This window comes from Planctomycetota bacterium (assembly GCA_035384565.1).
Classification (GTDB): Bacteria; Planctomycetota; PUPC01; order DSUN01; family DSUN01; genus DAOOIT01.
This window is the reverse complement of sequence record DAOOIT010000010.1, coordinates 70,458-96,713: the sequence shown is the minus strand read 5'-3', so window position 1 is coordinate 96,713 and position 26,256 is coordinate 70,458. Positions and strand designations below refer to the sequence as shown.

The 26,256-nt window shown below is 68.2% G+C and carries 21 protein-coding genes; 11 read left to right on the top strand and 10 right to left on the bottom strand.

Annotation, left to right across the window (positions count from 1 at the left end; translation table 11 throughout):
* The first annotated feature begins 40 nt into the window (after positions 1–40).
* Positions 41–256 (top strand): hypothetical protein, encoded by a 216-nt coding sequence (locus tag PLE19_05790; GenBank protein HPD14440.1) that lies wholly within the window; start codon positions 41–43, stop codon positions 254–256.
* The gene (locus PLE19_05785) at positions 231–638 is read left to right on the top strand and encodes a PIN domain-containing protein (protein HPD14439.1); all 408 of its coding nucleotides are present in this window, start codon (positions 231–233) and stop codon (positions 636–638) included. The genes PLE19_05790 and PLE19_05785 overlap by 26 nt, the downstream gene beginning before the upstream one ends.
* Before the next feature lie 101 nt (positions 639–739).
* Here the strand turns inward: PLE19_05785 and PLE19_05780 are convergent, their stop codons facing one another.
* On the bottom strand, positions 740–1,603 hold the full coding sequence (locus PLE19_05780; protein ID HPD14438.1) for an oxaloacetate decarboxylase: 864 nt from the start codon (positions 1,601–1,603) through the stop codon (positions 740–742).
* 109 nt (positions 1,604–1,712) lie between these two features.
* On the opposite strand from PLE19_05780, the gene PLE19_05775 reads away from it, so the two are divergent.
* Positions 1,713–6,755, top strand: a complete 5,043-nt coding sequence (locus tag PLE19_05775) for a glycoside hydrolase family 2 TIM barrel-domain containing protein (GenBank protein HPD14437.1) — start codon at positions 1,713–1,715, stop codon at positions 6,753–6,755.
* A gap of 559 nt (positions 6,756–7,314) precedes the next feature.
* On the opposite strand, the gene PLE19_05770 is transcribed toward PLE19_05775, so the two are convergent.
* Complete coding sequence (locus tag PLE19_05770; GenBank protein ID HPD14436.1) at positions 7,315–7,665, bottom strand: TRL domain-containing protein; 351 nt, start codon at positions 7,663–7,665, stop codon at positions 7,315–7,317.
* Positions 7,666–7,694: 29 nt separating this feature from the next.
* Entirely contained in the window at positions 7,695–8,030 is a 336-nt protein-coding gene (locus tag PLE19_05765) for a TRL-like family protein (GenBank protein ID HPD14435.1), read from the bottom strand.
* 379 nt (positions 8,031–8,409) lie between these two features.
* On the opposite strand from PLE19_05765, the gene PLE19_05760 reads away from it, so the two are divergent.
* Positions 8,410–9,033 carry a hypothetical protein gene (locus PLE19_05760; GenBank protein HPD14434.1) on the top strand — a complete coding sequence of 208 codons (624 nt, stop codon included), beginning with the start codon at positions 8,410–8,412 and terminating at the stop codon, positions 9,031–9,033.
* Positions 9,034–9,044: 11 nt separating this feature from the next.
* Here the strand turns inward: PLE19_05760 and PLE19_05755 are convergent, their stop codons facing one another.
* The gene (locus tag PLE19_05755) at positions 9,045–11,207 is read right to left on the bottom strand and encodes a hypothetical protein (GenBank protein ID HPD14433.1); all 2,163 of its coding nucleotides are present in this window, start codon (positions 11,205–11,207) and stop codon (positions 9,045–9,047) included.
* On the bottom strand, positions 11,204–13,489 hold the full coding sequence (locus PLE19_05750) for a hypothetical protein (protein ID HPD14432.1): 2,286 nt from the start codon (positions 13,487–13,489) through the stop codon (positions 11,204–11,206). The genes PLE19_05755 and PLE19_05750 overlap by 4 nt, the downstream gene beginning before the upstream one ends.
* A 338-nt stretch (positions 13,490–13,827) precedes the next feature.
* Between PLE19_05750 and PLE19_05745 the strand changes: the two genes are divergently transcribed.
* The 7 genes from PLE19_05745 to PLE19_05715 all read left to right on the top strand — a co-directional run bounded on the left by PLE19_05745 (position 13,828) and on the right by PLE19_05715 (position 19,903).
* Positions 13,828–14,664 carry a hypothetical protein gene (locus PLE19_05745; protein HPD14431.1) on the top strand — a complete coding sequence of 279 codons (837 nt, stop codon included), beginning with the start codon at positions 13,828–13,830 and terminating at the stop codon, positions 14,662–14,664.
* A 111-nt stretch (positions 14,665–14,775) separates the two neighbouring features.
* A complete protein-coding gene (locus PLE19_05740) occupies positions 14,776–15,984 on the top strand; it encodes a DNRLRE domain-containing protein (protein ID HPD14430.1) in 1,209 nt (402 codons plus the stop codon).
* Between the two features lie 66 nt (positions 15,985–16,050).
* The gene (locus PLE19_05735; GenBank protein ID HPD14429.1) at positions 16,051–16,311 is read left to right on the top strand and encodes a GxxExxY protein; all 261 of its coding nucleotides are present in this window, start codon (positions 16,051–16,053) and stop codon (positions 16,309–16,311) included.
* Between the two features lie 54 nt (positions 16,312–16,365).
* A complete protein-coding gene (locus PLE19_05730) occupies positions 16,366–17,637 on the top strand; it encodes a Gfo/Idh/MocA family oxidoreductase (protein HPD14428.1) in 1,272 nt (423 codons plus the stop codon).
* A gap of 107 nt (positions 17,638–17,744) precedes the next feature.
* On the top strand, positions 17,745–17,936 hold the full coding sequence (locus PLE19_05725) for a hypothetical protein (GenBank protein HPD14427.1): 192 nt from the start codon (positions 17,745–17,747) through the stop codon (positions 17,934–17,936).
* Positions 17,923–18,189 carry a type II toxin-antitoxin system RelE/ParE family toxin gene (locus PLE19_05720; GenBank protein HPD14426.1) on the top strand — a complete coding sequence of 89 codons (267 nt, stop codon included), beginning with the start codon at positions 17,923–17,925 and terminating at the stop codon, positions 18,187–18,189. Before PLE19_05725 ends, PLE19_05720 begins: the two co-directional genes overlap by 14 nt.
* A 358-nt stretch (positions 18,190–18,547) precedes the next feature.
* Complete coding sequence (locus tag PLE19_05715; protein ID HPD14425.1) at positions 18,548–19,903, top strand: alpha-L-fucosidase; 1,356 nt, start codon at positions 18,548–18,550, stop codon at positions 19,901–19,903.
* 194 nt (positions 19,904–20,097) lie between these two features.
* Here the strand turns inward: PLE19_05715 and PLE19_05710 are convergent, their stop codons facing one another.
* From PLE19_05710 to PLE19_05690, 5 genes are all read right to left on the bottom strand, one after another.
* The gene (locus PLE19_05710) at positions 20,098–20,763 is read right to left on the bottom strand and encodes a methyltransferase (protein ID HPD14424.1); all 666 of its coding nucleotides are present in this window, start codon (positions 20,761–20,763) and stop codon (positions 20,098–20,100) included.
* Positions 20,764–20,879: 116 nt separating this feature from the next.
* Positions 20,880–21,656: a glycosyltransferase family 2 protein gene (locus tag PLE19_05705; GenBank protein HPD14423.1), complete on the bottom strand. Its 777-nt coding sequence runs from the start codon at positions 21,654–21,656 to the stop codon at positions 20,880–20,882.
* 107 nt (positions 21,657–21,763) lie between these two features.
* Positions 21,764–22,888: a UDP-N-acetylglucosamine 2-epimerase (non-hydrolyzing) gene (wecB, locus tag PLE19_05700; GenBank protein ID HPD14422.1), complete on the bottom strand. Its 1,125-nt coding sequence runs from the start codon at positions 22,886–22,888 to the stop codon at positions 21,764–21,766.
* Positions 22,889–22,990: 102 nt separating this feature from the next.
* Positions 22,991–25,057: a glycosyltransferase family 39 protein gene (locus tag PLE19_05695; GenBank protein ID HPD14421.1), complete on the bottom strand. Its 2,067-nt coding sequence runs from the start codon at positions 25,055–25,057 to the stop codon at positions 22,991–22,993.
* Positions 25,058–25,114: 57 nt separating this feature from the next.
* Positions 25,115–26,083 carry a serine protease gene (locus PLE19_05690; protein HPD14420.1) on the bottom strand — a complete coding sequence of 323 codons (969 nt, stop codon included), beginning with the start codon at positions 26,081–26,083 and terminating at the stop codon, positions 25,115–25,117.
* Between the last annotated feature and the right edge of the window lie 173 nt (positions 26,084–26,256).

Genomic DNA, 26,256 nt, shown 5'->3' with positions numbered 1-26,256 from the left:
GAAAGGTTGTCAGGAGCGTTGCCCGCCCAGGAGACCTGCGATGGCCAGCCGCGACTATGAATCGCTCATCCTCGGCCGCCTCCAGGGGCTTCCGCCGAAGAGCCTTGCCGAGATTGCGGACTTCGTGGACTTCGTGCGCGCGCGTTCGCAACGAGGGCGCCGCTTAGGCCGCGCGCTAGGCAAGCTGAACCGCGAGCAGGAAGCCCACCTGGAGGAGGAGTTCGCGGGCTATGACCAGCTCTACCCCCGCGAATGAATTCGTCGCCGACACCATGGCCCTCGTGCTCCGCCTCGAGAGGCGGCGCATGGGCGAACGCGGCAAGGCCGCCTTCGAGGCCCTCGAAGCCGGCTCTGCCACCATCCACGTGCCCGGCATCGTCCTCGCCGAGATTCTCTACCTATCCGAACGGGGCCGTATCAGCGCTACGGTGGAGCAGGTGACCGACTACATGCGCCGCAACGCCAGATGCAGGGAGGCACCGCTGAATCTCGCTGTCATCCAGGCCGCGGGCAGCATCACGGACATCCCCGAGCTTCACGACCGCCTCATCGCCGCCACCGGTCGCCTGCTGGGCCTCGACATCATCACGGTAGACCCGGCCATCGAGAACTCCGAGTTCGTCGGCACCCTCTGGTGAAGCCTGGAGATCTGGTAAGACGGCCCCAGGCTGCCCGCGGGGCGGGCGAGACGTGAGGGATTCGTCGGACCCGTCCGACCGCATGTCCCCCGGGTCCCGCCTCACTTGACTCCGAACCTCTCCGCCAGCGCGTACTTGGCGTCCACCCCGATCGCGTCGTTGAGTTGGGCGAAGGGCATGAGGCTGGCCTCGGCGCCCAGGGTCGTGCCGTCGCTGCGGAGCTTGGCGTAGATGGCCTCGATGGCCTTGGCCGCTGCGAAGAGCGCGGCGAGCGGATAGACGATGAGCTGGAAGCCCAGCGCGGCCAGGCGCTCGCGGGGCAGAATGGGCGTCCTGCCGCCCTCAAGCATGTTCGCCACGTTGGGCGCGGGCGCGCGCCGGCCGATCTCGGCGAGCTGCTCCTCGCTGAGCGGCGCCTCGATGAAGCTGGCGTCGGCCCCCGCCTCGCGGGCCGCGGTCACGCGGGCCACCGCCTCGTCCATCCCGAGCACGGCCAAGGCGTCCGTGCGGGCCACGATGAAGAAGTCGCGGCCCGCCCGCGCATCGGCCGCCGCGCGAATCTTGTGGACGTATTCGTCGCGCTCGATGACCCGCTTGCCGCGCATGTGGCCGCACTTCTTGGGCCACTGCTGGTCCTCGAGGAAGCACCCGGCCGCGCCCGCGGCGATCAGCTCGGTCACCGTGCGGTGCACGTTCAGCGGGTTCCCGTAGCCCGTATCGGCGTCCACGATGATCGGGATGCCGACGCTGCCGCAGATGCGGCGGGCGCGCTCGACGATTTCGGTCTGCGTCAGCAGCCCCAGATCGGGCTCGCCGATGGCCGTCGCCGCCACGCAGTAGCCCGAGATGAACGCCATCGGGAATCCGGCCCGCTCCACCAGCTTCGCGGAAAGCGTGTCGTAGACCCCAGGGAACGCGATCGAGCCGACCTCGTCCAGGACACGATGAATGCGCGTGGTGCCCATAACGGCCTCCTTCCGCCACCGATTCTACGCGCCGGCCGGCGGCGTGCAAGCTTGACGGGGCGGCGGGAAGCGGCTACCATTGCGACGGCCCTCAGGAAAGGAGCATCTCATGCGCGCCACCGGTCTGACTCGTCTGACCCGTCTGACAGGTCTGATAGGCATTCTCTCCGCCCTTCCGGCCCTCGCCGCCGAGCCGCCGGCCTTCGTGTGGCTCGAGGGCGAGGCGCCGACCAAGGTGAGCGGCCTCAAGCCGAACATGGCCGGCTGGGGACGCAAGGAGTTCCTCTCTGAAGAGAAATGGCTCCACATCAGCATGGACCCCGCCGCGGTGGAGAAGGACCTCCCGGCCGAGGGCGGCCTGCTCGAATACGCCTTCGCGGCGCCCAAGGACGCGGCCTACGAGGTCTGGACCCGCATCGGCTTCGAGTTCGTGCGCTCGCCGTTCGAGTGGCGGATTGACGGCGGCGACTGGGCGACCGCGAAGCCGACCGACCTGACGACGGATTGCATGGAGATCGACTTCTGGTGCGAGGTGGCCTGGCTCAAGGTGGGCGAGAAGCAACTGGCCAGGGGCGACCACAAGCTGGAGATTCGTCTGCCAAGGACGAAGGATGACAAGGGGAAGACCGCCCGCATCCTGTTCGCGCTCGACGCCATCTGCCTCACGGCGGGCGAGTTCTCGCCCAATTCGCATTTCAAGCCTGGCGAAGAGAGCAACACCGCACAAGACCAGGAGGCGGCGAAAACCGTCTTCGACCTGCCCGAACCCAAGGCTCCTGACGCCCGCTCGTCCGTGGCGCTCAAGGGCCTCTGGCAGGTCTGCCGCCACGACGAGCAACTGCCCAAGGAGGTGGCCGCGCCCATCGCCGATCTCCCCAAGACACCCCACTGGAAAGCCATCGAGGTGCCGGGCGACAAGAACACGCTCCGCCCCGACTTGCTGTTCGCCCACCGCCTGTGGTATCGCACCCGCATCCGCGTGCCCGATTCGCTCGCGGGGCGCTCGTTTTTCGTCGTCTTCCCCGAGAATAACCTGAACACCACGGTCCTCGTCAACGGCGTGCTGTGCGGGTTCGACAAGAATCCCTTCGCCCGCGTGCAGATTGACGTGACGAAGGGCATGAAGCCGGGCGTCAATGAGCTATGGGTCGGCATCCGCGACGCCTGGTACGGCCGCTCGACCAATCCCAACGACCCGATGAAGCTCCGAAAGACCTTCAACATCCCGCTGAGCTTCTTCCACCAGGGCTTCCAGGACCTGGCCTACCCGATCTGGAACCACGCGCAGTCGGGCATCCTGGTCACGCCCGAGCTCGTCGCGGCCGGACCGGCCTATGCCAGCGACGTCTTCTGCAAGCCGTCGGTCGCGAAGAAAGAGCTGGCCCTCGAAGTGACCGTGAACAACCCGACGGGCAAAGAGCTGACCGGCGAGGTCGTCTGCCAGGCGGTGAACGCAAAGACGGGCGAGGCCGAGAAGAGCTTCGCCCCCAAGCCCTTCACCCTCGCCCCCGGCGCCTCGCAAACGCTCGCTATCGCCGAGCCGTGGGCCAACCCCAAGCTCTGGTGGCCCGACGAACCCAACCTCTATCTGCTCAGGACGTCCGTGTCTGTCCGTGGCAAGTCCGTGGATGTCAGCGACACTCGCTTCGGCTTCCGCGAGTGGGGCTGGCAGGGGCGCGACTTCACCCTCAACGGCATCCCGTGGCACCTGTGGTGCGACTGCTTCACGGCCGGCACGAAGGAGCAGTGGCTGGAGTTCTACCGCAAGACGAACCAGCGGATGATGCGCTTCTGGGGCACCCGCTGGCAGGGCATGCCCCACCGCGAGGCCCTCGACTTCTTCGACGAGAACGGCGTCGTCGTCCGCCGCTCTGGCATCCTCGACGGCGAGGCCATCGGCTACTTCGCCATCGAGCGCGACCCCGACCTCAAGAAGCTCTACAACTCCGAAATCAAGATGCAACTGATGGAGAACTGGCGCGACCAGGTGGTCGCACAGGTCAAGGGCGAACGCAACCACCCCTCCGTGATGATCTGGTCCATCGAGAACGAGTGGCTCTACATCAACTGCATCAACCTCCACGGCGGGCACATGGACGAGTTCGAGCGCGAGGTGAAGCGTGTGGCCGACGCCGTGATGGCCGCCGACCCGACGCGCCCCGTAATGAACGACGGCGGCGGCGCGCACAAGAACAACCAGATGCCCGTCGCCGGCGACCACTACGTCACCGGCCCCTACCACGAGTACCCCGCCCTCGCCTACGACGCCAACACCAAGGGCGGCGGCCGCGGCCGCTGGGAATGGGACCTCAAGCGCCCGCGCTTCATCGGCGAGGATTTTTTCATCACGGGCAACAACCCCGAGTTCGCCTACTTCGGCGGCGAAGAGGCATTCCAGGGCAAGATTGCCACGCGGCCAGCCGCCAGCCTCATGGCCCGCATGCTCATGGAAGGCTACCGCTGGTCCAACCAGTGCGCCTGGCACTTCTGGATGGGCCAGAACGACGCCCCAGGCCAATACGCCTCCTATCCCCCGCGCGCCGTCTTCTGCCGACAGTGGGACTGGACCTTCGGCTCGGGGCAGAAGGTCAAGCGCACCTTCGGCATCTTCAACGACACGCGCTTCGACGACCCCATCTCGTTCACCTGGGCGCTCGCCCTCGACGGCAAGAATATCGCGGGCAAGACCACGGAGCACAAGCTCGCCGCCGGCACCTGCGAGAAGTTCGACGTCGAGATTGACATGCCCGCCGTCACCGCGCGGCAGGAAGGCGAGCTGACGCTGTCGCTCTCGGTGAAGGGCCAGGAGGTATTCAAGGACACCAAGGCGGTCTCCGTGCTCGGCAAGCCCGCGGCCGTGGCCAGGCTCGACGCGAAGAACCTGCTCGTCTTCGACCCGCAGGGCGGCACGGCAGCGTTCCTGAAGGCGAATGGCGTCGCCTTCACGCCGCTCGCCGACCTCAAGGCATTGCCTGAGACAGGCAAGGTGCTGCTGCTCGGCAAGGACGCCCTCGACGCGGCCGAGAGCACCTCCAGCCGCCTCGCCGCCTGGGCGCTCGGCGGCCGGCGCCTCATCGCGCTCGAGCAGAAGAACCCCCTCAAGTTCCAGGCCCTCCCGTGCGAAATGGAGGCCCAGACGAACCGGGGCACCACCGCCTTCGCCGAAGACCTAAACCACCCCGCCCTCCGCGGCCTCGCCCAGAAGGACTTCTTCACCTGGGGCGGCGATGAGCTGGTCTACCGCGACGCCTACGCCAAGCCCACACGGGGCGCCAAGTCGCTCATCCAGTGCCACACGCTCCTTCAGAGCACGGGCCTGGCCGAAGTGCCCGTGGGCGAGGGGCTGATGCTGCTGTGCCAGCTCCTCGTCGGCGAGAAGCTGGCCGACAACGCCGTCGCGCAACTCCTGCTCGTCAACTTACTCGACTACGCGGCGACGTACAAGCTCGAGTTCCGCCAGGTCGTCGCCTGCGCGACCGACCCCACGCTCGCCAAGACCCTCGACGAAATCGGCCTCCAGCACGTCAAGGCCAGCACCCCGCTCGAGGCCCTCGGCGGCGCGGCCAGGGTCGCCATCGTCTCCGCCTCCCCCGCCCACCTGAAGGCCCTCGCCGACAACGCGGCCAAGGTCAAGGCATTTACCGATGCCGGCGGCTGGCTCCTCCTCCACGGCCTCACGCCCGAGGGCCTGGCCGACTACAACAAGCTCGTCGGCTTCGACCACATGATCCGCCCCTTCCGCCGCGAGCGGGTCGGCCTGACCCCCGTCCGCAACCCCCTCATGGCCGGCCTCACCCTCAACGACATCGTGATGTACTCCTCCGAGCGCATCTTCCCCTGGACCCAGGGCAACTACGTCGCCAACGACACCTTCTCCTTCGTCGTGGACTACGAGGACGTGGCCCCCTTCGCCAAGTTCGAAGACCAGTACGACTCCGAGCACCCCGACCGCAATCCCTCGAACCTCGTCAACGGCATGGTCTCAGCCGACGCCTGGAAGTACATCGTCAACCGCCAGGCCCCCGCGGCCGGCCCCCTCGACTTCCCCCTCGCCTTCCCCAAGGAGGTCGAGCTGGTCGAGCTGGAGTGGATCGGCAACACCTTCTACTGGCCGGTGACCAAAGTGCAACTTGTCCCCGACGGCGCGGACGCCAGGGCCGCCACATTCGTCACCCAGCCCACAAACGAGCCTCAAACCTTCCCCATTGACCCGCCGCTCAGGGGCAGGAACATCACCCTCCGCCTCGCCGAATGGCTCAAGCTGCCCGACAAACAGGCCGTCACCGGCCTCGACAACATCCGTCTCAAGGCCAAGCGCCCCCCAGAGTTCTACAAAGCCGTCAAGCCCATGCTCAACATCGGAGCCATGATGGAATACCCGCGCGGCAGCGGCGGCATCGTCCTGTGCAACCTCCTCCTCAAGGACCGCGAGGACGTGCCGGCCAACTACGCTAAGAAGCGCAACATCCTCACCACGCTGCTCCGCAACCTCAAGGCCCCCTTCGCCGGCGGAAAGGCCATCATCGCGGGCGCCAACCTGCACTACACGCCCATTGATCTCTCCAAGCACGCCAACCAGTTCACCGGCGAGCAGGGCTGCTTCGGCGACAAGCGTCTCACCCTCAAAGACCTCCCGACCGGCCGCCAGGTCCTCGCCGGCGTGCCCTACGACATCTTCGAGTTCCGCACCTCGCCCGTCCCCACCATCCTCATGCTCGGCGGCCGCGGCATCCCGGGCAACCTCAAGGAAGAGATTCGCGGCGTGCCCATCGGCCGCAAGGCCGACGCCCTCTTCTTCCTCATGGCCGCCCGACTCGACCAGCGGATGAACCCCAACGACATCAAGCAGAAGAAGCGCTACGAAATGGCCCGCTACGTCGTCACCTACGCCGACGGCAAGACCGAAGAGATTCCCCTCATCGCCGAGATGGACCTCGACGACTACCGCCAGAAAGAGCCGAAAGCCATTCCCGGCGCCCAAATTGCCTGGGTGAAGCCGTACGACGGCACCGACCTCTCCGCCGTCCTCTACAGCAAGCAGTGGAACAACCCGCGTCCGGACGTCGAGATCAAGAGCCTCGACCTCCTCTACGGCCCCGACCGCCGCGGCGTGCCTGCTCTCATCGCCCTCACCGCGGCGACGGGGAGGTGAATCTCCGACACGAAGGTGCTGTTCCAGAGAGGCGGTTGGGATGTGAACTTCCCCCTTCGCCAGGGGTACGGATTGCGCCTCGAACCGACCCGCGAGTCCCCCCTCCCGAACGTTCCAATGCGTTCGGGAGGGTATTCCCGGCGCTCGCCCTTCCCGTTACCCTTCCGAAGGCATTGGAACCTTCGGGAGGGAGAACTCTGGAGCACACGCAGGCCGGAAGGAGGCATGGCGACGACTCCGCACAGCCTTCTGTCGGGGGCTGGGAATCGCTCCAGAGTTGGGCGCGAGAGCGTCCGGACCCCCGCCCCCACGCGGAGCGTAGGGGCGAGCATGATTTCCGACTTCTTTCCTCGTGCCTACGCTCTGCGTGGGGACGGGTTTCTTGGCCGCTCCGCGGCCTCTTCGTCTTCGGCCGGTGGGGTCAGATCTGCATTCTACACTTTGGCGGGACCGGCAGTGGGCATGCGCCGTAAGAGTCTACAATGTGGATCTGGCTCCATCCTTGAGTCGGCCATCGGCCTGCGGGGCGCGGGCGGGGGCCCCGCGCCCCGGGCCGGTGTCACTGGCCGTAGGCGGTAACTTTGAACTTGCCGAAAATGCCGAGCACAAGGGTGACGTGGTAGTCGGCGTACTCGACGGTGGTCAGGCCCCCGTTGGCGGCGGCCTCGCGAATGCCCGCCTCGCCCCACGAGAAGGACAGCCCCGTGAGGATCGGCTCGCGGAAGAACGTGGTTTCGGCGGAGCCCTGCTTGGCGCACACAGGGGTGCGGTGGAAGTTGGTGGTCAATGGCGCCGAGAGCTCTGTCATCAGCAGGCCCGTCGGCGGCCTCACCGGCGTGCGGTAGGACGCGCAGCCCACCAGGCCGAACGCCAGCGCGCAAAGCACTGCGGTCAGCAGATGTGGTTTCATGAGAGTCTCCTCAGCTCGCGCGCGGAGGCTCAGTCGCCATAGACGACGGTCGTGTACTTGGTGTAGAGCCCCAGGACGCTGAGGAACCTGTAGTCTGCGTGGTTGATCGTGGTGATCTGGCCGTTGCGCGCGGCCGCCTGGATGCTGGCGTCGCCGGTCGCGATGAGGAAGAGGATCGAGGACGAGCTCGCCTCGCCACGCTTCGTCCCGAGCTGCGTCTTGTCGCAGTCAATATCCAGCGGCGCCGAGTAGTCGGTGAACCCGATGCCCTGCGGCGGCACCACGGGCGCCTGCCCCATCCCCGCGCAGCCCGCCAACAGCGCCGAGAACACTAGCACCGCCGCAGCGCCGACCAATGCCCTCATGCTCAGCCCCCTTCTCCTCTCGCGGGATGCAACGCCCGGCCGCCCGCCCACCGGGCCGAAGCCGGCGGCCTCCCCCTCCGACGGCGGCGAGAACGCCGTGCGGCGGAGGCCAGTCCTTGCACGTTCCTGAATGATAGCACGCGGCCGGGCGATGTCAAGCGCTTCTGCCCGCGCGGGGCGAGCCGGCGAAGCACGCGATCGGACGGCACACGCGCCGCCCTCTGTGGGGGGCTTGTGGGCGGCTGTGCTACCGGGAACCCGCCGCACACGGGTAGGGACCCCCTGCTATTCCGAATCGCACCCGAGCTTTGACCGCCCTCTCCCGCCATGCTATCGTGTGGGGGTGGCTTCGACCCGAGGTCCCCCGAGGAGATTGGCGATGGCGCACCGTGTGGCGATGGCGGCACTGCTGGCGTTGGCAATGTGCCTTGCGGCAATGGGTTGCGCGATGCGGAGTCCTGCAACGCCGCAGGCGCTTCAGGCCACGGGCCAGGCGGCGCCGGCGGACGGGGCCAGCGGCTATCACGCCATCGCCTTCTACCTGCCCAATCGGCTGGTTGACGTGCTCGACGTCGTGTCGTTCGGCATCGGACTGCCGTGGCCGCCGCACCTGTTTCCCGCGAGCGCGCACGTGAACGCCCACGTCACCCGCGCGTTCCAGCTCGGCGCCGGCCACACGCACGGCGTGTTCATCGGCAAGGATTACCGGCGGCGCTTCACCTGGATGTTCGAGCACAATGAGTTCTCGGTCGGGCCGCTCACCGTGGCGGGGCTCACGTATCGGCACACGGGCGCCGAGGGCGAGGCGGCCGCGAGCCTCGAACGCGCGGGCATGCTGCTGCCCGGCGACGAGCCGTTCGCGCAGGGGCTGATGGACTACTGGGCGGTCGGGGCCAACGTAGGCCTGCTCGTGGCCGCGGCCAAGGTCGAGGTGCACCTGGGCGAACTGCTCGATGCGCTGGCCGGGTTCCTGCTCTTCGACCCAGCGGGCGACGACCTGTAGGCCGGCCGCCGCTATCGCTCGATCTTCACACGCAACTTGGCCTTCGAGAGGCGCAATCCCTCCACGGTGACGAGGCCCCACCGGTCGGCCGTCGCGGTGCCCGACTGAAGCGGCCCGCCCTCCTCCAGCGAAGCCGCGCTCCACTTGAACACATCGCCCGGCTTGGCCCGGAACTTCTGGCAGCGGCGGGGGGTGAGGTCGGTGGTGCATTCGGGGTAGGGGCAGTCGCCGCGCAGCGACAGGGTGATCTCCCAGCGGGCGGGCTCGTCCACGAGGGTCTCGGGCTCCCAGAGCTGGTAGAGGTTGATGCCGCCGCCCTTCTCGGCGTCGGCGTGGTCGCCGTCGCCCGGGCTGTGGTCGAGCGAGCAGCGGCCGAAGGCGGGCAGGCTCTGGTGCAGGCGAATGCGGGGCATGAGTTCGCGCAGCGGCCCGATGGGGCCGGGGCCGTTGCTCGACCAGTTGGCGGCGAAAGCGCGCTTGGTCGAGGCCATGGCGTGGATCATTTCGGGCCAGGGCATGAAGCCGAAGTCGCCGATCGTGTGGGCCGGGTAGGCCCCGTAGGCCGGCCAGCAGAGCCAGTACGGCAACTCGGCCGTGGGATTCTCACGTACCCACTTGGCCAGGTTCATGTACTCCCACTGGTCAATCCCGAGCCAGTTCTTCGAACCCTTGGGATACGGTCCCCACTTCCAGCCGTGCTGCTGAGGCACCTTGCCGATAGCCAGGTTGCAGTGGCCGTTGGACATGACGGCGGAGAAGACGTCGCCGTGGCGCAGCGCCCAGCCGGCGAATTGGCCCCAGATGCTCACGCGCTCGGGGTCCACGAGGAGGTCGGGGCTTGCGACCGCCCACGCGGCGGCGGCGAGCACGCGGCGCTGAGGGTAGTTGTGCACCACGCCGTCGTCGTAGCCGCGCAGGGTGCCGATGCACTCGTGGAAGCCTTGCCACAGGCCGCCTTCGCTCAGGGCGATGCCGAGCGCGCCCAGCACGTGGCGGCGGGCGCCGTGCCAGCCGGGGCTGGCCGACTCGGTGGCCGACCCGCCGTAGGTGCCGAGGTTGAGCATGAGAGGCAGCCGGGTCTCGGGGCCGGGCTTGGGCAGGTCGCGCCAGCGGACAATGTAGGTCTCGGACACCTCGGGCACGTTGGCGTAAGGCGGCTCGATCCAGGAGTTGTACACATCTATGTCACATGCCTTTGCATCCTTGGGGTCCGCCTGCACGGTGCGCTGGTAGACGATGGCTGGGAACGTCGCGGGCCGCTCTTCGATCGGCTCCTTGAGGCCGGCAATCTCTGCCACAGCCTCGCGTCCGTCCACCGACGCCGTGACGGCGTAGTAGTGCTTCCCTGGCTTTGTCGCGGTGAAGACGGCGAGGCCCGTGGCCCGCGGCAACGGTTCGGCGTTGCTCACGATGCGGTAGCGGGTCATCACGTGGTTCAGGGCCAGATTGTAGCCGGGGCGAAGGGGCGAGTTCTTCGTTGGCGTGCCCTGATTGGGGTGTTCGGTGTTGCGGATCGCCTTGAGGTTCCAGCACGACACGACCTCGGGCACCTCGCGCGCGAGTTCGGCCTGCCCGAGACTGGCCACGGTGATGGGCTGGGCGTGGCGATAGACCCGGTAGACGAGCCGCCGCTTTGCGCGGGCGTCGAGCACCGCCTTGTCGAAGTCGGCGAAGGCCGGCGCGTCGTCGCCCACCACGTCCTCGATCTCTCGCCAGGTCACAAAGGTCTGGCCCGACTGGTGGAGGGCCCTCACGTCGGTGACCGGCCTGATCGGGTCCTCGCCTTCGCCCAGGCGGCTCACCTCGAGCGACGCCTTTGAGAAGTCCACGCCGCCGCTCTCAGCGATCTTCAGACCCTGGTTGCACTTGGCATCGGCGACCCAGGCCTGCGCGGCGGCTGTCGCATCGAAACTCACGTAGTCCGGCGGCAGGAGCTTGAGCGGTGGCTCGTTCCCCACGCCGATCGGCACAACCCTCACCGCCACGCCCGTCCTGTGCCCGCGCTGGGGCACGCGCAGGATGGCCCGCAGCACCCTCGTCTCCTGCCCGAGCGGCGCGAGATCGAAGCGGAGGACGTCGCCAGTAACCTTGCCCTGGAGAGGGGTTGTGATGAAACTCTGGGCGCCGATGGCGCAGGCCGCGAGAAGCCATAGGCCGAGAAGGGTGCGTCTCACAGGTCACCTCCCTTCTCCGCGGCGCGGCGGACGACCAGGCGGCCCGGCTCGCCGAACGTGAATCCCTCCAGCAGGATATGGCCGTTCTCATCCACTGTGGCCTCTCCCTGAACCGTCTTGCGCGGCTCGCGGGGGTCGGGAGCCGTCCAGAGCAGCCTCTCCCCCGGTGGCGGGCGGAACTTCCGCGTGTTCCGAACCGCTACGTCGCAGGTGACCCTGCCGGCATAGGCCACTCGGTTCGCACAGTAAGTCGTTATTTCTAAACGGTTTGGCTCGTCCACCACCGCCTCGGAATCCCACCGTGGGCGCGTGTTGAGACGCCCTCCGCCGCTGTAGCCGCGCTGGCCGGTGTCGAAATGCTTTGGAAAGAAGTCAGGGTTCGGCCCGCGGTCCTTCGGGTTGCAAGCGAGCAACGGACGGTCCGACCTCGGCTCGAAGGGGTGCTCGCCCTCCTCGATGCCGACCGGGAGGTGAAGATGAGCCGAGCTTCCCCAGAAGAACTCCGCCATAAAGGCATTATGGGTTTGGAGATATGCCTTCATGAGGTCGCTCTCCTGCTTCCAGGTCAAGTGCTGGCTTCCGGCCCCAAGTGAGAGGAAGGGCATCGTCGTCTTCCGCCCGTTCGCGAGCACGTAGGCCACGAGATCCAACTCCTCCCAGATGGGCTTGCCGCTCTCGGCCTCGAGCTTCCATTCGGCCTTGCCCCAGACGGCATCCATCTCGGACCTCAGCGTCTTGCGCTTGCCATAAAGCTCGTATTCATAAGGAGTTAACTGCGGATTCGGATCGGGTGAGTCCTCCGCCATCACGTAGGCGATGCGCCCCGGCCGGCGGAGGCCATATTGCAGGGCCGCCGTCCCGCCCCACGGCCCGCTCCCGCCACAGGAGACGCGCCCCGCATCGGCCCCGAACGCCCTGAGCGCCCAGGCGAGCATGCCATCCACACGTAGCCCGAAGTACTGGCGGATTAGGCCGTTACGAAACGGCTTGAGCGTGCCGAGGGCCTCGTGGTAGCCGTAGCCGAACGATCTCCACGGGGCGTCGTGCGGGGACAGCAACACCGTGTCTTGCCGATGGGGCCACGGGGGTTTGAGCCAGCGCTGGGTGGCGTCGTGGAAGAAGATGCTCAGCCGCTTCTCCTTGGCATTACTATAGTTACGCGGGACAAAGACGCCCCAGTTGGCGCACTGCCCCGGCAGGTTCGCCAAGGGCGGCGCGACCCATTGCACGTAGTGGCGACGCTCGCCCGGGTAGTCGAAGAACACCGTGACGTCGGGCCTGCCCTGAAGCACCGGTTCGCCGGTCCCAACCGTCTCCTCCACGGGCCCGGAGCAGGCAACCTGCGCCCCCGATGCCTCGCCATTGACAACGCAAAGCACCGCGTACCAAGCCTTTCCAGCCGCGGCTGGATGATGGACGAAGAGACCCGTCCGCGGCGGCAGCGGCTCGCCGTCCTGGATGCACAGCCGCTGGATCGGCACCTGGCCCATCTCGGGCATGTCCGGATGGTACTTCGAGAAGTAGTCCTGGCGGGCCAACTGCTTCGCGAAGTCCATGTCATCTATCGCTTTACGGCGATGTAGCGCGATGAGCTGGTCCACCGAGCGGGCCAGGACGTTGTAGCCCGACATCGGCGGCACATCCGCCAGCCACTCGGCTTGCGGCAGCGAGGCGGTCGTGATCGGCTCCGTGTAGCGGAAGACGCGGTAGCGGACCTCGCGCTCCTCGTCCATCGCGTCCAGCCGCTTCCTGAGGTCGGCCCAGGTTGGCGCGGGGTCGAGCGACCGGTCGTCAGCTTCTTCGAAGACGATGAAGGTCTGCCCGGCCTTGTGCGCGTGCGCAGTCACTTTCCGCCACGACTGTTCACTTTTCGCCACGCCCTCCACGGTGAGATCGAGGTGCGCGGCAGCCAGGTTGCCCTTCGGGAACGACTTCACCAGGAACCCGCCGTTGGGCTGGCCCGCGGCCCAGGCGCGCACGGCCTCCGTCGCATCGAAGCGATCGAACCAGGGCGGGCGGAGCGTCAGCGCCCTCGCCTGCTCGGTGCCGGCGAGGGCCACCACTTCGACGGGCGCGAGGGCATCCTCCTCTCTCCCAGTAATCTCGCCCGACCGCGGGATGAAGAGGTCGGCGCGGTGGACTCTCGCCCCCTTCGGCACCTCGAAGCGCAGAACGCCCGCCGGCGACCCGGCCGCCGGCGCGAGCCGCCGGAACGCCACCGCCGCCTCCGTCGCGCCCCAGACCATCCACACGGCCAGCAGGCAGCCAGTCGCAGGTTTCATGGCAGGTTCCCCCTCAGCGGCGCCGGCCCACGGTCGCGGACGCGCCCGAGCCCAGATCAAGGAGCCGCCCCAGCATTGTGCGGGCCGGGCGCCTGGCCGGATTCTACGCCTTGCTTCCCGGTTTTTCAAGGCCGACAGGATTTCGGGGGCTCCCCAACTAAGGAGGCGTTTCTCGACAGGCGGGACGCTTGTCGCTACACCGGAAAGCGCAAGCTGATTCGCGGCCGGAGTAGTAAGAGAACGAAACCAGGGCATGTCAGGGGGGAGCTATTGATTCCCAGCCGAAAAGCCTATAATGGCCCCCCGGAGAGTCGAGGAGAGAACAGGAGCCAATCCCGATGAAGATGTTTGCGGCACTGGTCGCCCTCTTCGCCGCGGCGCCCGGCCCGGCCGTCGAGGCCCCTTGTCCCGAGCCAAAGCCGGCCTTCGACCACGCGGCGATTGACCGCACGCTGAAGGAGCCGCGCTACGGCTCGCTGAAGCCGGCCTATCGCTTCCTGGCCCTCGGCCCCGAGGGAAAGACGATCGTGGCGCTCGTGGCCGACGAATCGAAGGGCCTCGGCTCAGGCGTGGACCGTATCTATGTTGACCTGAATGCGAACCGCGACCTCACGGAGCCGGACGAGTGTTTCGTCCTCGACAAGCCCAGCCCGATGAGGGAGGTGAAGGGGCAGCCCCTCGTCACCTTCCACGTCACGGCCTGGGGCGGCGGCCTGGTGAAGGAGCGGAAGCTCGACGTGCCCGACCCCGCACTCGACTACTCCCTCGCCGTCGTCAGCTCGTTCCTCGAGCTCACCGCGGCGGCCAAGGACGGCTCGTGGCGGGTCAAGCTCTCGTGCTCCGACGCCACGGTGCCCTGGGGCACACTCAAACGCGAGGCGCCCGTTTTCCGCGTCGGCGGCAGGGAATTCTCGCTCCGCAACGAGGACTTCGTCGTCACCCTCCAGGGCGGCCGCAAGGCCAGCGGGAACGGCGTCGGGGCCACGCTGCGCCCCGGGGCGAGGATCGAACTGGACGGCGCGGTGCCCTTCTTCGCCGGCTCCTCGCCCTCGGTCGTGTTCGCCCAGGGCCACTGCTGGGTCTCGGGCGGCGTCCGCGGTGTCCGCGGCTGGCTCGAGACGCCCGGCGAGGCCGACGCGCCGCACATCACCCCCGTCGTCTTCCGCGACTACTGAGGGGGCTGCAAGAGGAGCAGTTCGCTCCTCACCAAGTTCCATCGCCCCGGGCCGTCGCACGTCGTCATCGCACTCGACGCCGGCCCGGCCCTCGGCACGTTCGTCAAACGGATGCCGTTCACTTTCGAGAACCCCGACTTCGGCAAGCCCGTGCCCGAGCTGCCCGCCACCGCCGAGCTCCGCAAGCAGCACCCGCAGGCCACCGTCGTCGAGCTGTGGCAGGGCGCGCCGCTCCCGCAACTGGGCATCGCCTCCTACGACGGCGCACGCGACGTCTATTTCGGCGACGGCCGCCCGGAGAAGAGCTTCGGCGGCTCGTGCACCAACAGCGGCACTGACCTCTCCTACGGCGACGACCTCCGCTACCAGCTCCACCTCGGCGGCGAGGGGCGGCGGACCCTCGTCGCCTTCGACCTCTCCATGCTCCCCCGCGACACCCGGCTCGCCAAGGCTCTCCTCGCGCTCAACGTCGAGGAACTCGACCGCAAGGCCGACCGCAACTACCGCGTCGTCGCCCTCAAGCGGCGCTGGAGCGAAGCCGTCGTCGGCGTCATGGGCGGCCTCAACGCCACCAACAGCCCCAATCCCCTCGGCGGCCGCAAACTCTACCCCGTCGGCGACACCGAGAACTGGGAGCAGCCTCTCTACGCCGGCCCCTCCGACCGCCAGCCCGAGCCCGTTGACTTGATCACCATCGAGAAGACCGGCTGGTTCGCCCTCGACCTCACCGCCCCCGCCCGCAAGTGGCTCAGCGGCGAGTGGCCCAATTGCGGCATCGCCATCGAGCCCGTCGCCGGAAACTGGGTGATGGGCAAGCACGACGTGCGGATGACCGCCTCCGACCACCCCGTGGACCCCGCGCTTCGCCCCCGCCTGGTCCTCGTCCTCGACGGCGCTCCCCAGCCCGCCCCGCATCAGGTGAGGGAGCAGAGCGCCGACCTCACGGCGGCTTTCCGGCAGGCGAGGGAGAGCGGGCGGATGATCCTCTGCCACGTCCTCGCCGCCAGCTCCCTCACCAGCCGCCGGTTCGAGGCCATGCTTAGCGCCACCCCCGCCATCTCCGAGCTTGCGCGGCGCGACTTCCTCGAGGTCCACCTCGACGCCGAGAGGCCCGAGCACGCCCCCTTCCTCAAAGCCCACGGCGTCCGCCGCTTCCCCACCACCCTGTTCGTCTCGCCCCGCGACCCTGACGGCCAGCACCTTGCGCTCATCGAGCCCTTCGACTACGATGCTCCGGCGGGCCTTCTCCGCAGCGCTTACGAGTTCGAGCAGCTCTACTCCCGCGCCCTGCGCGATGCCGTCAACCACATCCGCCGCTGAGCAAAGAGCAGGCAATAGACTTGACCGCCGATTGCGCGGATGGGAAAGACAGACCAGGAGAGAGCAGTGGACAAGGGTTTATTGCACGAGGAGCTGACCGAGGGCATAATCGGCTCGGCGATGGCGGTGCTCAATGAACCGAAGCCCGGCCTCGGCGAGAAACCCTACGAGAATGCTCTCGCCATCGAGTTGCGCTGCCGCGAGCATCGGGGTGACCAGCAGAAGCAGTCCCCTGTCTGCTATCGGGGCGAGTTTGCCGGCACCCTGGTCCCCGACATGATCGCGGACGATCTGGTCGTTGTTGCCCCCAGAGCAGTAACCGCGTAACCCGCGGTCGAACACCTTCGGCCGTTCTTCGTCGTCCCTGAAAGGAGTGGGCCAATGAAGCGTGCACAGTTCTCTCGCCGGCGGTTTCTGGCGGCCTCGGCCACGGCTGTGGCAGGTCCGTGGTTCATCCGGTCTTCTGCCTTCGGGGCCAACGACCGCCTCGGCATGGGCTTCATCGGCCTGGGCGGACGCGGCAGCGGCATCCTGCGCTCGTTCGTGCGGGAGGGTGTCTCCGAGGCCATCGCCGTGTGCGACCCCTGGCGCGACCGGGCCGAACGGATGAGCCAGTCCCTCCCCAGCAAGCCCTACCCGACCACCGACTTCCGCGACGTGGTCTCGCGCGACGACGTGGATGCCGTGACGATCGCCAGCCCCGACCACTGGCACGTGCTCCAGTCCATCGCGGCCTTCAAGAACGGCAAGGATGTCTACTGCGAGAAGCCGCTCTCCGTGACCATTCGCGAGGGGCGGGCGCTGGCCGATGCGGCCCGCCGTTACGCCCGCGTATTCCAGCACGGCACGCATCAACGCTCCTATCACGGCTTCCGCCACGTGTGCGAGCTGGCCATCAACGGCTACCTCGGCCAGGTGCACACCATCCGCGTGTGCGAGCGCGGCGGGCACCAGAGCGGCAACCGCGCGCCCGCGCCGCCGCCGCCCCAGCTTGACCACGAGATGTGGCTCGGCCCCGCCCCCTGGTCGCCCTTCATGGGCCAGAGCGTCGGCGGCGGCGGCTGGCAGTTCCGCTCCGACTACACGGCGGGCTGGATCTCCGGCTGCGGAGTCCACCCCCTCGACATCGCCCAGTGGGGCAACGGCACCGACCGCACCGGCCCGCTCGAAATCGAGGGCACCGGCACCTTCCCCACCGACGGCTACAACGACACGGCGATTGACTGGAACGTCACGTTCCGCTACGCCAACGGCGTGAAGCTGATCTTCACCAGCACCCACAACGACGTGAACTCGCCCGAGGTCGGCGCCCGCTTCGAGGGCACCGAGGGTTGGGCCATGGCCCAGGGCAACGCCGCCTCGTACCTCGCCCAGCCCGAATCGCTCCTCAAGGTGCAGTTCAAGGCCAGCGACGTCCGCCTCACCGAATCCCGCGACCACTCGGGCAACTTCCTGGACTGCGTGCGCACCCGCCACGAGACCGTGGCCCCGGCCGAAGTGGCCCACCGCTCCACCAGCCTGTGCCTCCTGGCCGATATCGCGTTGCGACTGAAGCGCCCGCTCAAGTGGGACCCCGACAAGGAGCAGTTCGCGGGCGACCCCGAGGCCAACCGCTGCCTCTCGCGGGCCATGCGCGAGCCGTGGAGGCTGTGAGGCAGGGGGCATGGGTCGAGTGGCAACTGCGGCTTGCACGGCAGTATCTCAGTGATACAATGAAAGACAGACAGCGTGGGCAACGAGTCCTTCCGGAGAGACCTCAAATGGCCGCCACGGCAGAGCAGTTCCTTGTAGATGCCAAGGGCAGGAGGACGGGCGTCGTCCTCCCGCTGAAGCGGTACGCGGCGCTGATGGAGGACCTCCACGACCTGGCCATCGTCGCGGAGCGGAGAGACGAGGAACCCATCAGTCTCGAAGAAATGAAGCGGCGGCTGAGGAAGGATGGCCTCCTTTAGAGTCATTCTCAAGCCCTCCGTTCACAAGGACCTCCGCCGTCTCCCCCAGGCCGTGGTCCGCCGCGTCATGGCCCGCATCGAGGCACTCGGCGACGATCCCCTTCCCCGTGGGTCCCTCAAGCTCTCAGGTTCCCAGCACCTGCATCGGCTGCGCGTGGGTGACTACAGGGTCATCTACGGCTTCGACAGCTCGGCCGGCGAGGTCGTCGTCCATCACGTGCGCCCACGCAGCGATGCGTACTGGGACCTCTGATGCTGCCACGGTCTCGTGCCCAACAACTCCACCACTGAGGAGACATACCATGGACTTCGATACGGCCTGGGGGTACCTCCGCAAGCACACACCGTTGAGCCTGGTGACATCGGGCGGCACGCCGTTCAGGGTTGACGTCTCGGACGCCTCCATCGCGTACAAGTCCGATAGGGACCAGAGGCGCACACAAAGTAAGGATAACTTCGAGCTCTACTTCCGCATCTGGTTCGGTCGGGGCCGCCGAGACCGAGGCTCCTTCCCCAACTTTGGCACGGACCGGTCTCCCTCAGCGCGCTTCCGTTACTTCTCTTCTGTCTTCCGTCATCTCGAGACCTTGTCCCTGTAGGCAGAACCCACAGTGTCGCATCCCGCCATTCCCGCCCACTGGCGCTGGTTCGCCGAGGCGCGCTTCGGGATGTTCATTCACTGGGGGCCGTATGCGGTCTATGGCCGCGGCGAGCAAGTGCTGTTCCGCGAACATCTCGCCCAGCGCGAGTACGCGAGGGCGGCGTGCCGCTGGAAGCCCGACCGCTTCGACGCCTCCGAATGGGCCGCGGTGGCGAAGGATGCGGGGATGCGCTATGCCGTCCTCACCACCCGCCATCACGACGGCTTCTGCCTGTGGGACTCCGCGTTCACGGACTATTCGTCGGCCGCGCAGGCGCCGAAGCGCGACTTCGTGCGCGAGTACGTCGAGGCGTTCCGCGCCGCGGGCCTCCGCGTGGGCCTCTACTACTCGCTGGCCGACTGGCGCGTGCCCGCTTACTGGGAAGGCCCGGCCCACGACCCCGAGGGCTGGACGGCGTTCCGCGAATACGTGCACAACCAGGTCCGCGAGCTGTTGACGAACTACGGGCGGATTGACGTGATGTGGTTCGACGGCGCCTGGCCCCACGATCAGCGCGCCTGGGGCAGCGAGGGCCTCGTGAGGATGATCCGCCAGCTCCAGCCCGGCATTCTGATCAACAACCGACTCGGCGTGGCCCCACCCGATGCCGCGCCCTCCGCCGATGGCGGCCTGGGGGCGGGCGAATCGCGCCTCCTTGGTGACTTCGGCACGCCCGAGCACCACATCACCGCCGACCCGAGCCGCCTGTGGGAGAGCTGCCAGGTGAGCACGTGGCGCCTGTGGGGTTACGCGATCGGCGAGCGCTGGCGGCCGGCCGACCTGTTGCTCGACATGCTCGTCGAGGCCGCGAGCAAGGGCGGGAACCTGCTGCTGAACGTGGGGCCCAAGCCCGACGGCCAGCTTCCGCTCGAATTCGTCGAGCGGGCGCGCGCCATCGGCGAGTGGCTGCGCGTCCACGGCGAGTGCATCTACGGCTCCGAGGCGGGCGAGGTCTGCGAGTTCATCACCTATGGCCGCCAGACGCGCAAGGGCAACAACCTGTACCTCGTCATCCGCTTCTGGGATGGGCGGCCGACCCTCGCCCTCGGCGGCCTGGCGACGCGGGTGCTGCGCGCGACGCTGCTCACGACGGGCCAGCCGCTCGATTTCACGCAGACCGCCGACCACGTGACGCTCCGTGGCCTGCCCGCGGAGCCCCCGACGCGGCTCTTTCCAGTGATCAAGCTTGAATGCGACGGCCCGCCGAAGCCCTGCGCCTGGGCCGCCGACCGGCTCTGGTGTGGCGACCCGCGCCGCATGACCTGCTGGGCCGCGGCGCGAGGCAGAACGGCGCAGGCCGATGGGGATTCGGCGGGGCGCACCTGAGGAAGGCACTGCAAACAGTGATGGTGGTGCGTTCTCGCCATAGGAGAGGGTGTACGCGTGCGGATAGAGGAATTGCATAGTTGTTCAAGTATGCAATTCCTCTGCGCGGCAGGAGGGCCCGGGACGGGGGGCACCGCGCCGAGCTCTCTGGTCGCCAGGCGAATCGGGGCATGGACAAGGAGAGGTGACAGTCGCTACGACCGTCCCGACGGGTTCCTGCGGCAGGCGACGAGGATGGCGGGGGTGTGGCGGCGGAGGAGGCGCGTCGTCACGTGCAGGTAGCCGAACAGCGGGAACAGATACCGCACGGCACCGAGCCATTCGACCACCCGAAAGTGCTTCGCCGCCCACCCGAGCCAGCGGCGGCGAGGCCACTTGCGCACGTGGGTGGGGTCGCGGTCGAGGGCGCGGATGATGGGGCCGCTGAGGCCGTCGTAGACGGGCACCACGAAGAGAAAGGCGCCGCCAGGCGCAAGCTGCCCGGTCACTGCCGCGGCCACGGCATCGAGGTCGGCCACGTGCTCCAGCACGTCGAAAGCCGTCACTACGCCGAACGCGCCGGGGAACACCCCGCGGTCGGTGGCGCTGGCGACCTTGAACGCCCCGCGCGGATGCCGCTGGGCGGCCTGGGCGATGGCATGATCGCTGATGTCGGAGCCACAGATCTCCCACGAGGGGTCGAGGGTGGCCAGGAAATCGCCGAAACCGCAGCCGAGGTCGTGGATGCGCCGCGGGGTGCCCGCCGCCGTGTGCCGCTCGACCATGCGGGCATAAAACCGCAGCTTGCGCGGCGGGTTCTGCCGCGCGTATTCGCGGTAGTATGTCCGATAGTAGTCAGCGTCGAAGGGAGAGGTGGTCATGTGCAGAGGACCTTGTGGGGACCCTGGAGGGGATGATTGGATGGGTGGATGGGGGGATGAAGGAGAGAAGCCGGCTCTCTCTGACATCCATCCACTCCTCCATGTATCCTCCTCCGCTATCGCCCCAGGCGTCTTCGCAGGGCCAGCCACAGGGTGCGCACGATGGTCCGGCCGACGCGCAGCTTGCTGGCGCCGCCCTTGAGGTCGTAGCGCAGGATCAGCGGCACCTCGCCGAAGATCACGCCCATCGTGCGCAACTTGAGCAGAATATCCACCATGCACTGGAAGCCGTCCTCGCTCACGAGTCCGCGGCCCATCTTGGCCACGGCGTCCTTGAGCACGCGGCCGCGATAGCCGCGGTAGCCGCACGTGTAATCGCGCACGCCGTGGGTGGGGAACACGACGCGCATCATCAGGCTCGCGGCATAGCTGAGGAACCGGCGGTGCAGCGGCACGCCGCGCACGTAGGAGCCGGCGCGGTAGCGCGAGGCGATGACCACCTCGTTGCCCTCCGTGATGCGCTGCACGATGCTGTGGATGAGGCCGGGCGTGTGCGTGTTGTCGGCGTCCATGGCCACCACGATATCGTCGTCGGCGGCCATTTCGGCGGCGGCCATGAGGCCATCGCGGATGGTCGCGCCGAGCCCCTGGTTGCGCTCGTGGCGGAGAACCCTGACCGGCATGTGCCGAGCGTGGTCCTCAGCCACGCGGGCCGTCGCGTCGCGGCTGCCGTCGTCCACCACGATCACCGCGTAGTCCTCGCCATCCTCGAACATCGCCTGGTCAATGCGCTCGAGCAGCGCGCCGAGGTTCGCCTCCTCGTTGTAGGCGGGCAGGACGACGAGGATCTTCCTCCGAGGACGTCGCCAGGGAGGAGAGGCCGTGGCGCTCATGTCGGGTTTCTCTCCACAGGGGGATGCATGGAGGAATGGATGATTGGATGAATGAGGGCAACGAACGCCCTCTTGCCTCTTTCTCATTCATCCATCCACCCATCCACTCAACCTCTCATCTTCTCAAGGACCCCCACTATGCGCCTCGCCGCCTGGCCGTCGCCGTAGGGGCTGACGGCGAACTGGCGGCGGGCGTACTCGGCCTCGTCGGTGAGCAGCAGGCTCACGCGGTCCACGATGGCCTCGAACGAGGTACCGACCAGCTCGGCGGCGCCTGCTTCGACTGCCTCGGGGCGCTCGGTGGTCTCGCGCGTCACGAGGACGGGCTTGCCCAACGAAGGGGCCTCCTCCTGCACGCCGCCCGAGTCGGTGAGGATGAGCGTCGCGCGCTGCATGAGCCACACGAATTCAGGATAGGCGGCCGGCTCGGTGAGGTGGACGTTTGGGCGGCCCGACAGCATCTGCCTCACCGGCACCAGCACATGGGGGTTCAGGTGCACGGGATAGAGGAAGGCCACGTCGGGGAATCGCTTGGCGAGGGTGGCGATCGCCTGGCAGACAGCCTGGAGGCCCGGCCCGAAGTTCTCGCGGCGGTGGCCCGTGACGAGCACCAGGCGGCGCGAGCCGAGCGCGGCGTGCCTGCGCTCCCAGTGCTCCGAACGGGCGCGCTCGCGTTCGACGGTCCACAGCAGTGCGTCAATCACCGTGTTTCCCGTCACGTGCACAGCGGCGGGCGGCACGCCCTCGGCGAGGAGGGCATCGGCCGCGCGGCGCGTGGGGGCGAAGTGCACGGCGGCGGAGAGGCCGACGATGCGGCGGTTGAGCTCCTCGGGCCAGGGCGCGCGCAGATTGCCGGTGCGGAGGCCGGCTTCCACGTGCGCCAGCGGCACCGAGCGGTAGAAGGCGGCGAGGGAGGCGGCCATCACGGTCGTCGTGTCGCCCTGCACCACCAGGCAGTCGGGCTTCAGCTCGGCGAGCAAGGCGTCAATGGCCGGCAGCGAGGCGCTCGTCAGCTCGGCCAGCGACTGGCCGGGGCGCATCACGTCGAGCTGGCGGTCGGGTCGGAGGCCGAAGTACTCGACCACGGGCTCGAGCAGCTCGCGGTGCTGGCCGGCGTCGCACACGATGGGGTCAATGGCCTCGGGCCGTCGGCGGCACTCGAGCACCACCGGGGCCATCTTGATCGCCTCGGGCCGCGTGCCGAAAAGAAGCAACGGACGCAACTTGCTCATGCCACGAAGAATACTCGGTTTGCCGCCGCCTGTCCAGCGCGAGAGTTCTTGAACAGGGGTCTGGGGAGGAACTGTCTTTCAAGAAGTTCCTTCCCAGTTCCTTCAATGCATCGGCTGTGGGCCGCGTTCGGCGACGGCGAGGATGTGGGGGTCGGGGATGCGAATGTCGGGGTCCAGCTCCGTTGCGCGTCGGAAGGCCTTGGTGCCTTCCTCGATGGCGTGGCGGCGGGCCGCCTCGTTGGGCGTTACGGCCGACCAGAGGGCGAAGCCGAGGTTGAAATGGTAGTCGGCCTGGCTGGGGTCGCGTGCGATGGCGGCGCGGAAGGCGTCGGCCGCGCGGGCGAACCAGGCGCCGGCCGCCTCGGGGCCCCGGGCGCTGGTGGTCCAGGCCGCGATGCGCAGGTACAGGCAGCCCTGGTTGTAGGGGGCGTCGCCGCTCTTCGGGCTGGCCAGGGCCGCCTGGCGGAAGTGTTCGCCCGCGCGCTCCCAGATCGCCGTGAGCTCGTCAGCGCGGCTGTGGGCGGCGAGGTCGCACAGCAGACGGCCGGCCTCCAGGTGCAACGCCGCATCGCCGGGGCGCGTGGCCAGCTTGTCCTCGACGGCCTTCACTTTCGCGCGGGCATCGGCGGCGGCTTGCTCGCGTTCGCGCTCGAACTCCACGAGCACGCTGTCTTTGACCTTGTAGACCTCGATGCCCGGCCCCTCGCGCCAACGGCTGGGGAGGAAGCGGACCAGTCGCTCACCGAGAGCGACGAGCCGTGCGTGGGCCTCGGAGCGGCGTTGCGCAGCCTCGGGCGTCAGGTGCACCGTCGCCGCCGCCGTGTCGCTGAGGACGAAGTGGGTGATGCCGTGCCGCTTCAGATAGCCGCGGTCCACCTTGTCGTAGAAGCCGAACCCGGCGTCTATGACGGGCAGCGAGTCCTCGGCGGTGGACTCCAGGCTGTCGTAGTCGCGGAGGATATAGCCCGGCGGCTTCAGCAGGTTCCTCTCCAGCCAGGCCCTCGCGAGCTGCCGCGTGCCGGGCTGCCAGAGGCGAACGATCTCCTCCGCGCTCCGCAGCGCGGAGGGCACAAGGCACAGGACGAGCAGCGCGCCCCCCGCCCATCGCCGCCACGCGCCGATCCGGGCAACTGGCGCCGCCGCGAGCACCGCCATCGCGGGCACCAGCGGCAGCAGGTAGAACGGCTGCTGCACCGCCCACAGCGACAGCATCGCCACCGTGGCCACGACGACTGAGCCGACGACGGCCAGGGCCGCCCATTGCCTCTCGCGCCGCCACACCACGGCGCCTATCACGGCGAGCACCATGACCGCCGGCGTCACCCAGCTCAGCGCCTGGTCCCACAACTGCACCAGCGCCGGCGCCTGGGGCAACGCCTCGGGGTTCGGCGGGCGGGCGATGAGAATGCGGTAGCCCTCCCCCACGCTGCCGAGCTTGAGGAGCGTGTAGGGCGACGTGACAGCAAAGGCCACGATGCTGCACGCCGCGGCAACCCACAGGTGCGGGTCCGCCAGCCGCCTCCACCACGCCCGGCTGCTGGGAGCGGCCAGATGGGCGACGAACACCGGCGCGGCAGCCACGATGCCGCTGTACTTCGACGCCACGGCCAGGCCCACCGCCACGCCGGCCCACACGTAGAGCCGCCGCTGGGGCGCCTCGGCCAGGCGCCATGCCAGCAGGGTGGCCAGCGCCACGAACATCGCCGACATGATATCGGGCTTGGCGACGTGCGAGAACTGCACGTGCAGCGGCGCGACGGCCAGGATGAGCGCCGCGGCGAGCGCGCCGCCCACGGGCAGGATGCGGCGGGCGAGGCGATACACCAGCCACACGGCCAGCACGCCCGTCGCCGCGCTCACGAGCCGCCCGGCCACGTAGGGCACCCACTTGCGGTCCACGGAATCGGGGACGACGAGCGACACCAGGGGATAGGTTGCCGCGATCGAGTAGCGGTAAAGGCCGGGATGCACGTAGGGCGCGCCGGGGTCCAGCGTGCCCTCGGCCCACATGCCCACGGCCGACTGCACGAAGTCCCACTCGTCCACGTGGAAGAAGCGCGGGTTCGACAGCCCGAGGGGCACCACGCGGAGCAGGGCAGCCAGGAGGAGGACAGCGTAGAGAGCGATCGGGGCTTGACGATTGCGGATTGCGGATTTCAGAGCAGCCATCGCGGCCCTCGTCCCCAAGCCACTCCCAGCCGCCTTTCGCTCTCCATGCAGCCCACGTCACTCGGCGATCCGGCAGGCCGCCACGTCGTCGAAGCCCAGGCCGCGCAGGCGGAGGCTCAGGGTCTTCTCCTCGCGGGCGTCGAGGGCGCCGACCTCGAGGGTCTCGCGTGCGACGACCTCGCGGCGGCGGTTGAGCACCTCGACCGCGAGAGTGGGCAGCTCATCGGTGTCGCGGGTGCTGCGGAGCGTGATGTGCAGGCTGGTGCCCCAGATCTCCTCGACTTTCTGGCCGCCGGTGACGCGCACGTTGCGGACGGGCAACCGCCCGGTCACCTGGAGACGCATCGAGCGGTGCTTCGCCTGGCGGGCCGCCTTGAGGAACGCCTCGGCTGCGCCACAGGGGATGGCCAGGGCCATGCCGCTGCCCACAGATGGCTTCACCACCGCCACGGTCACGGCCACCACGTTCCCCGCGGCGTCCACCACGGGCCCGCCGCTGTTGCCGGGGTTCACGGCCGCGTCGAGCTGTACCTGGCGGAGCGTGCCGGTGTCGTCGTCGTGGCGCAGCGCCGAGATGGTGCCTGTGGTCAGGGTGACCTCGAGGCCCGGCTTGGCGCCGAACGGGAAGCCGGCCACCCACACCGGCTGGGTGAGTTGGAGCGAGCGTTCGGTGGCGAACCGCAGCATGTGGACGGACGGCTGGTCGGTGCGCAGCAGGGCGAGGTCGAGGTCCTCATCGCCCGCGACCACATCGGCGTTGGCGAGCTTGCGCGTCTTCGGGTCGGCGCCCATCACCAGCGTCACCTTGGCCCCGCCTTCGGCGGCGTTCTTGATGACGTGGTAGTTGGTGAGCACCTCGTTGCGGCCCACGAAGAAGCCCGAGCCGGCGCTCCCCTCTCGGCCCTCGATGGCCTGGATGAGCACGCAGGCCGCCGCCACGCGGTCCACCGTGCTCTTCGGCAGCGCCCCTGCCTGCGCCGCCGGAGCCAATGCGAACAGGATAGCCATCAAGTGCACGGGTCTCACCAGCGCGCTCCAGAATTGTCCTCTCCCCTGCATCATACCTCCGCCCCAGGGGGATTTCAAACCCTCATCTTTGCCCACATGTCAGGGCCCGTAGCCCGCGAACGCGGGCGACCGGGCCGTAGCCCAGGGCGACCCTCAAATGCCCCCTCGGGGGCTAAAGCAGGTTCTCGAGA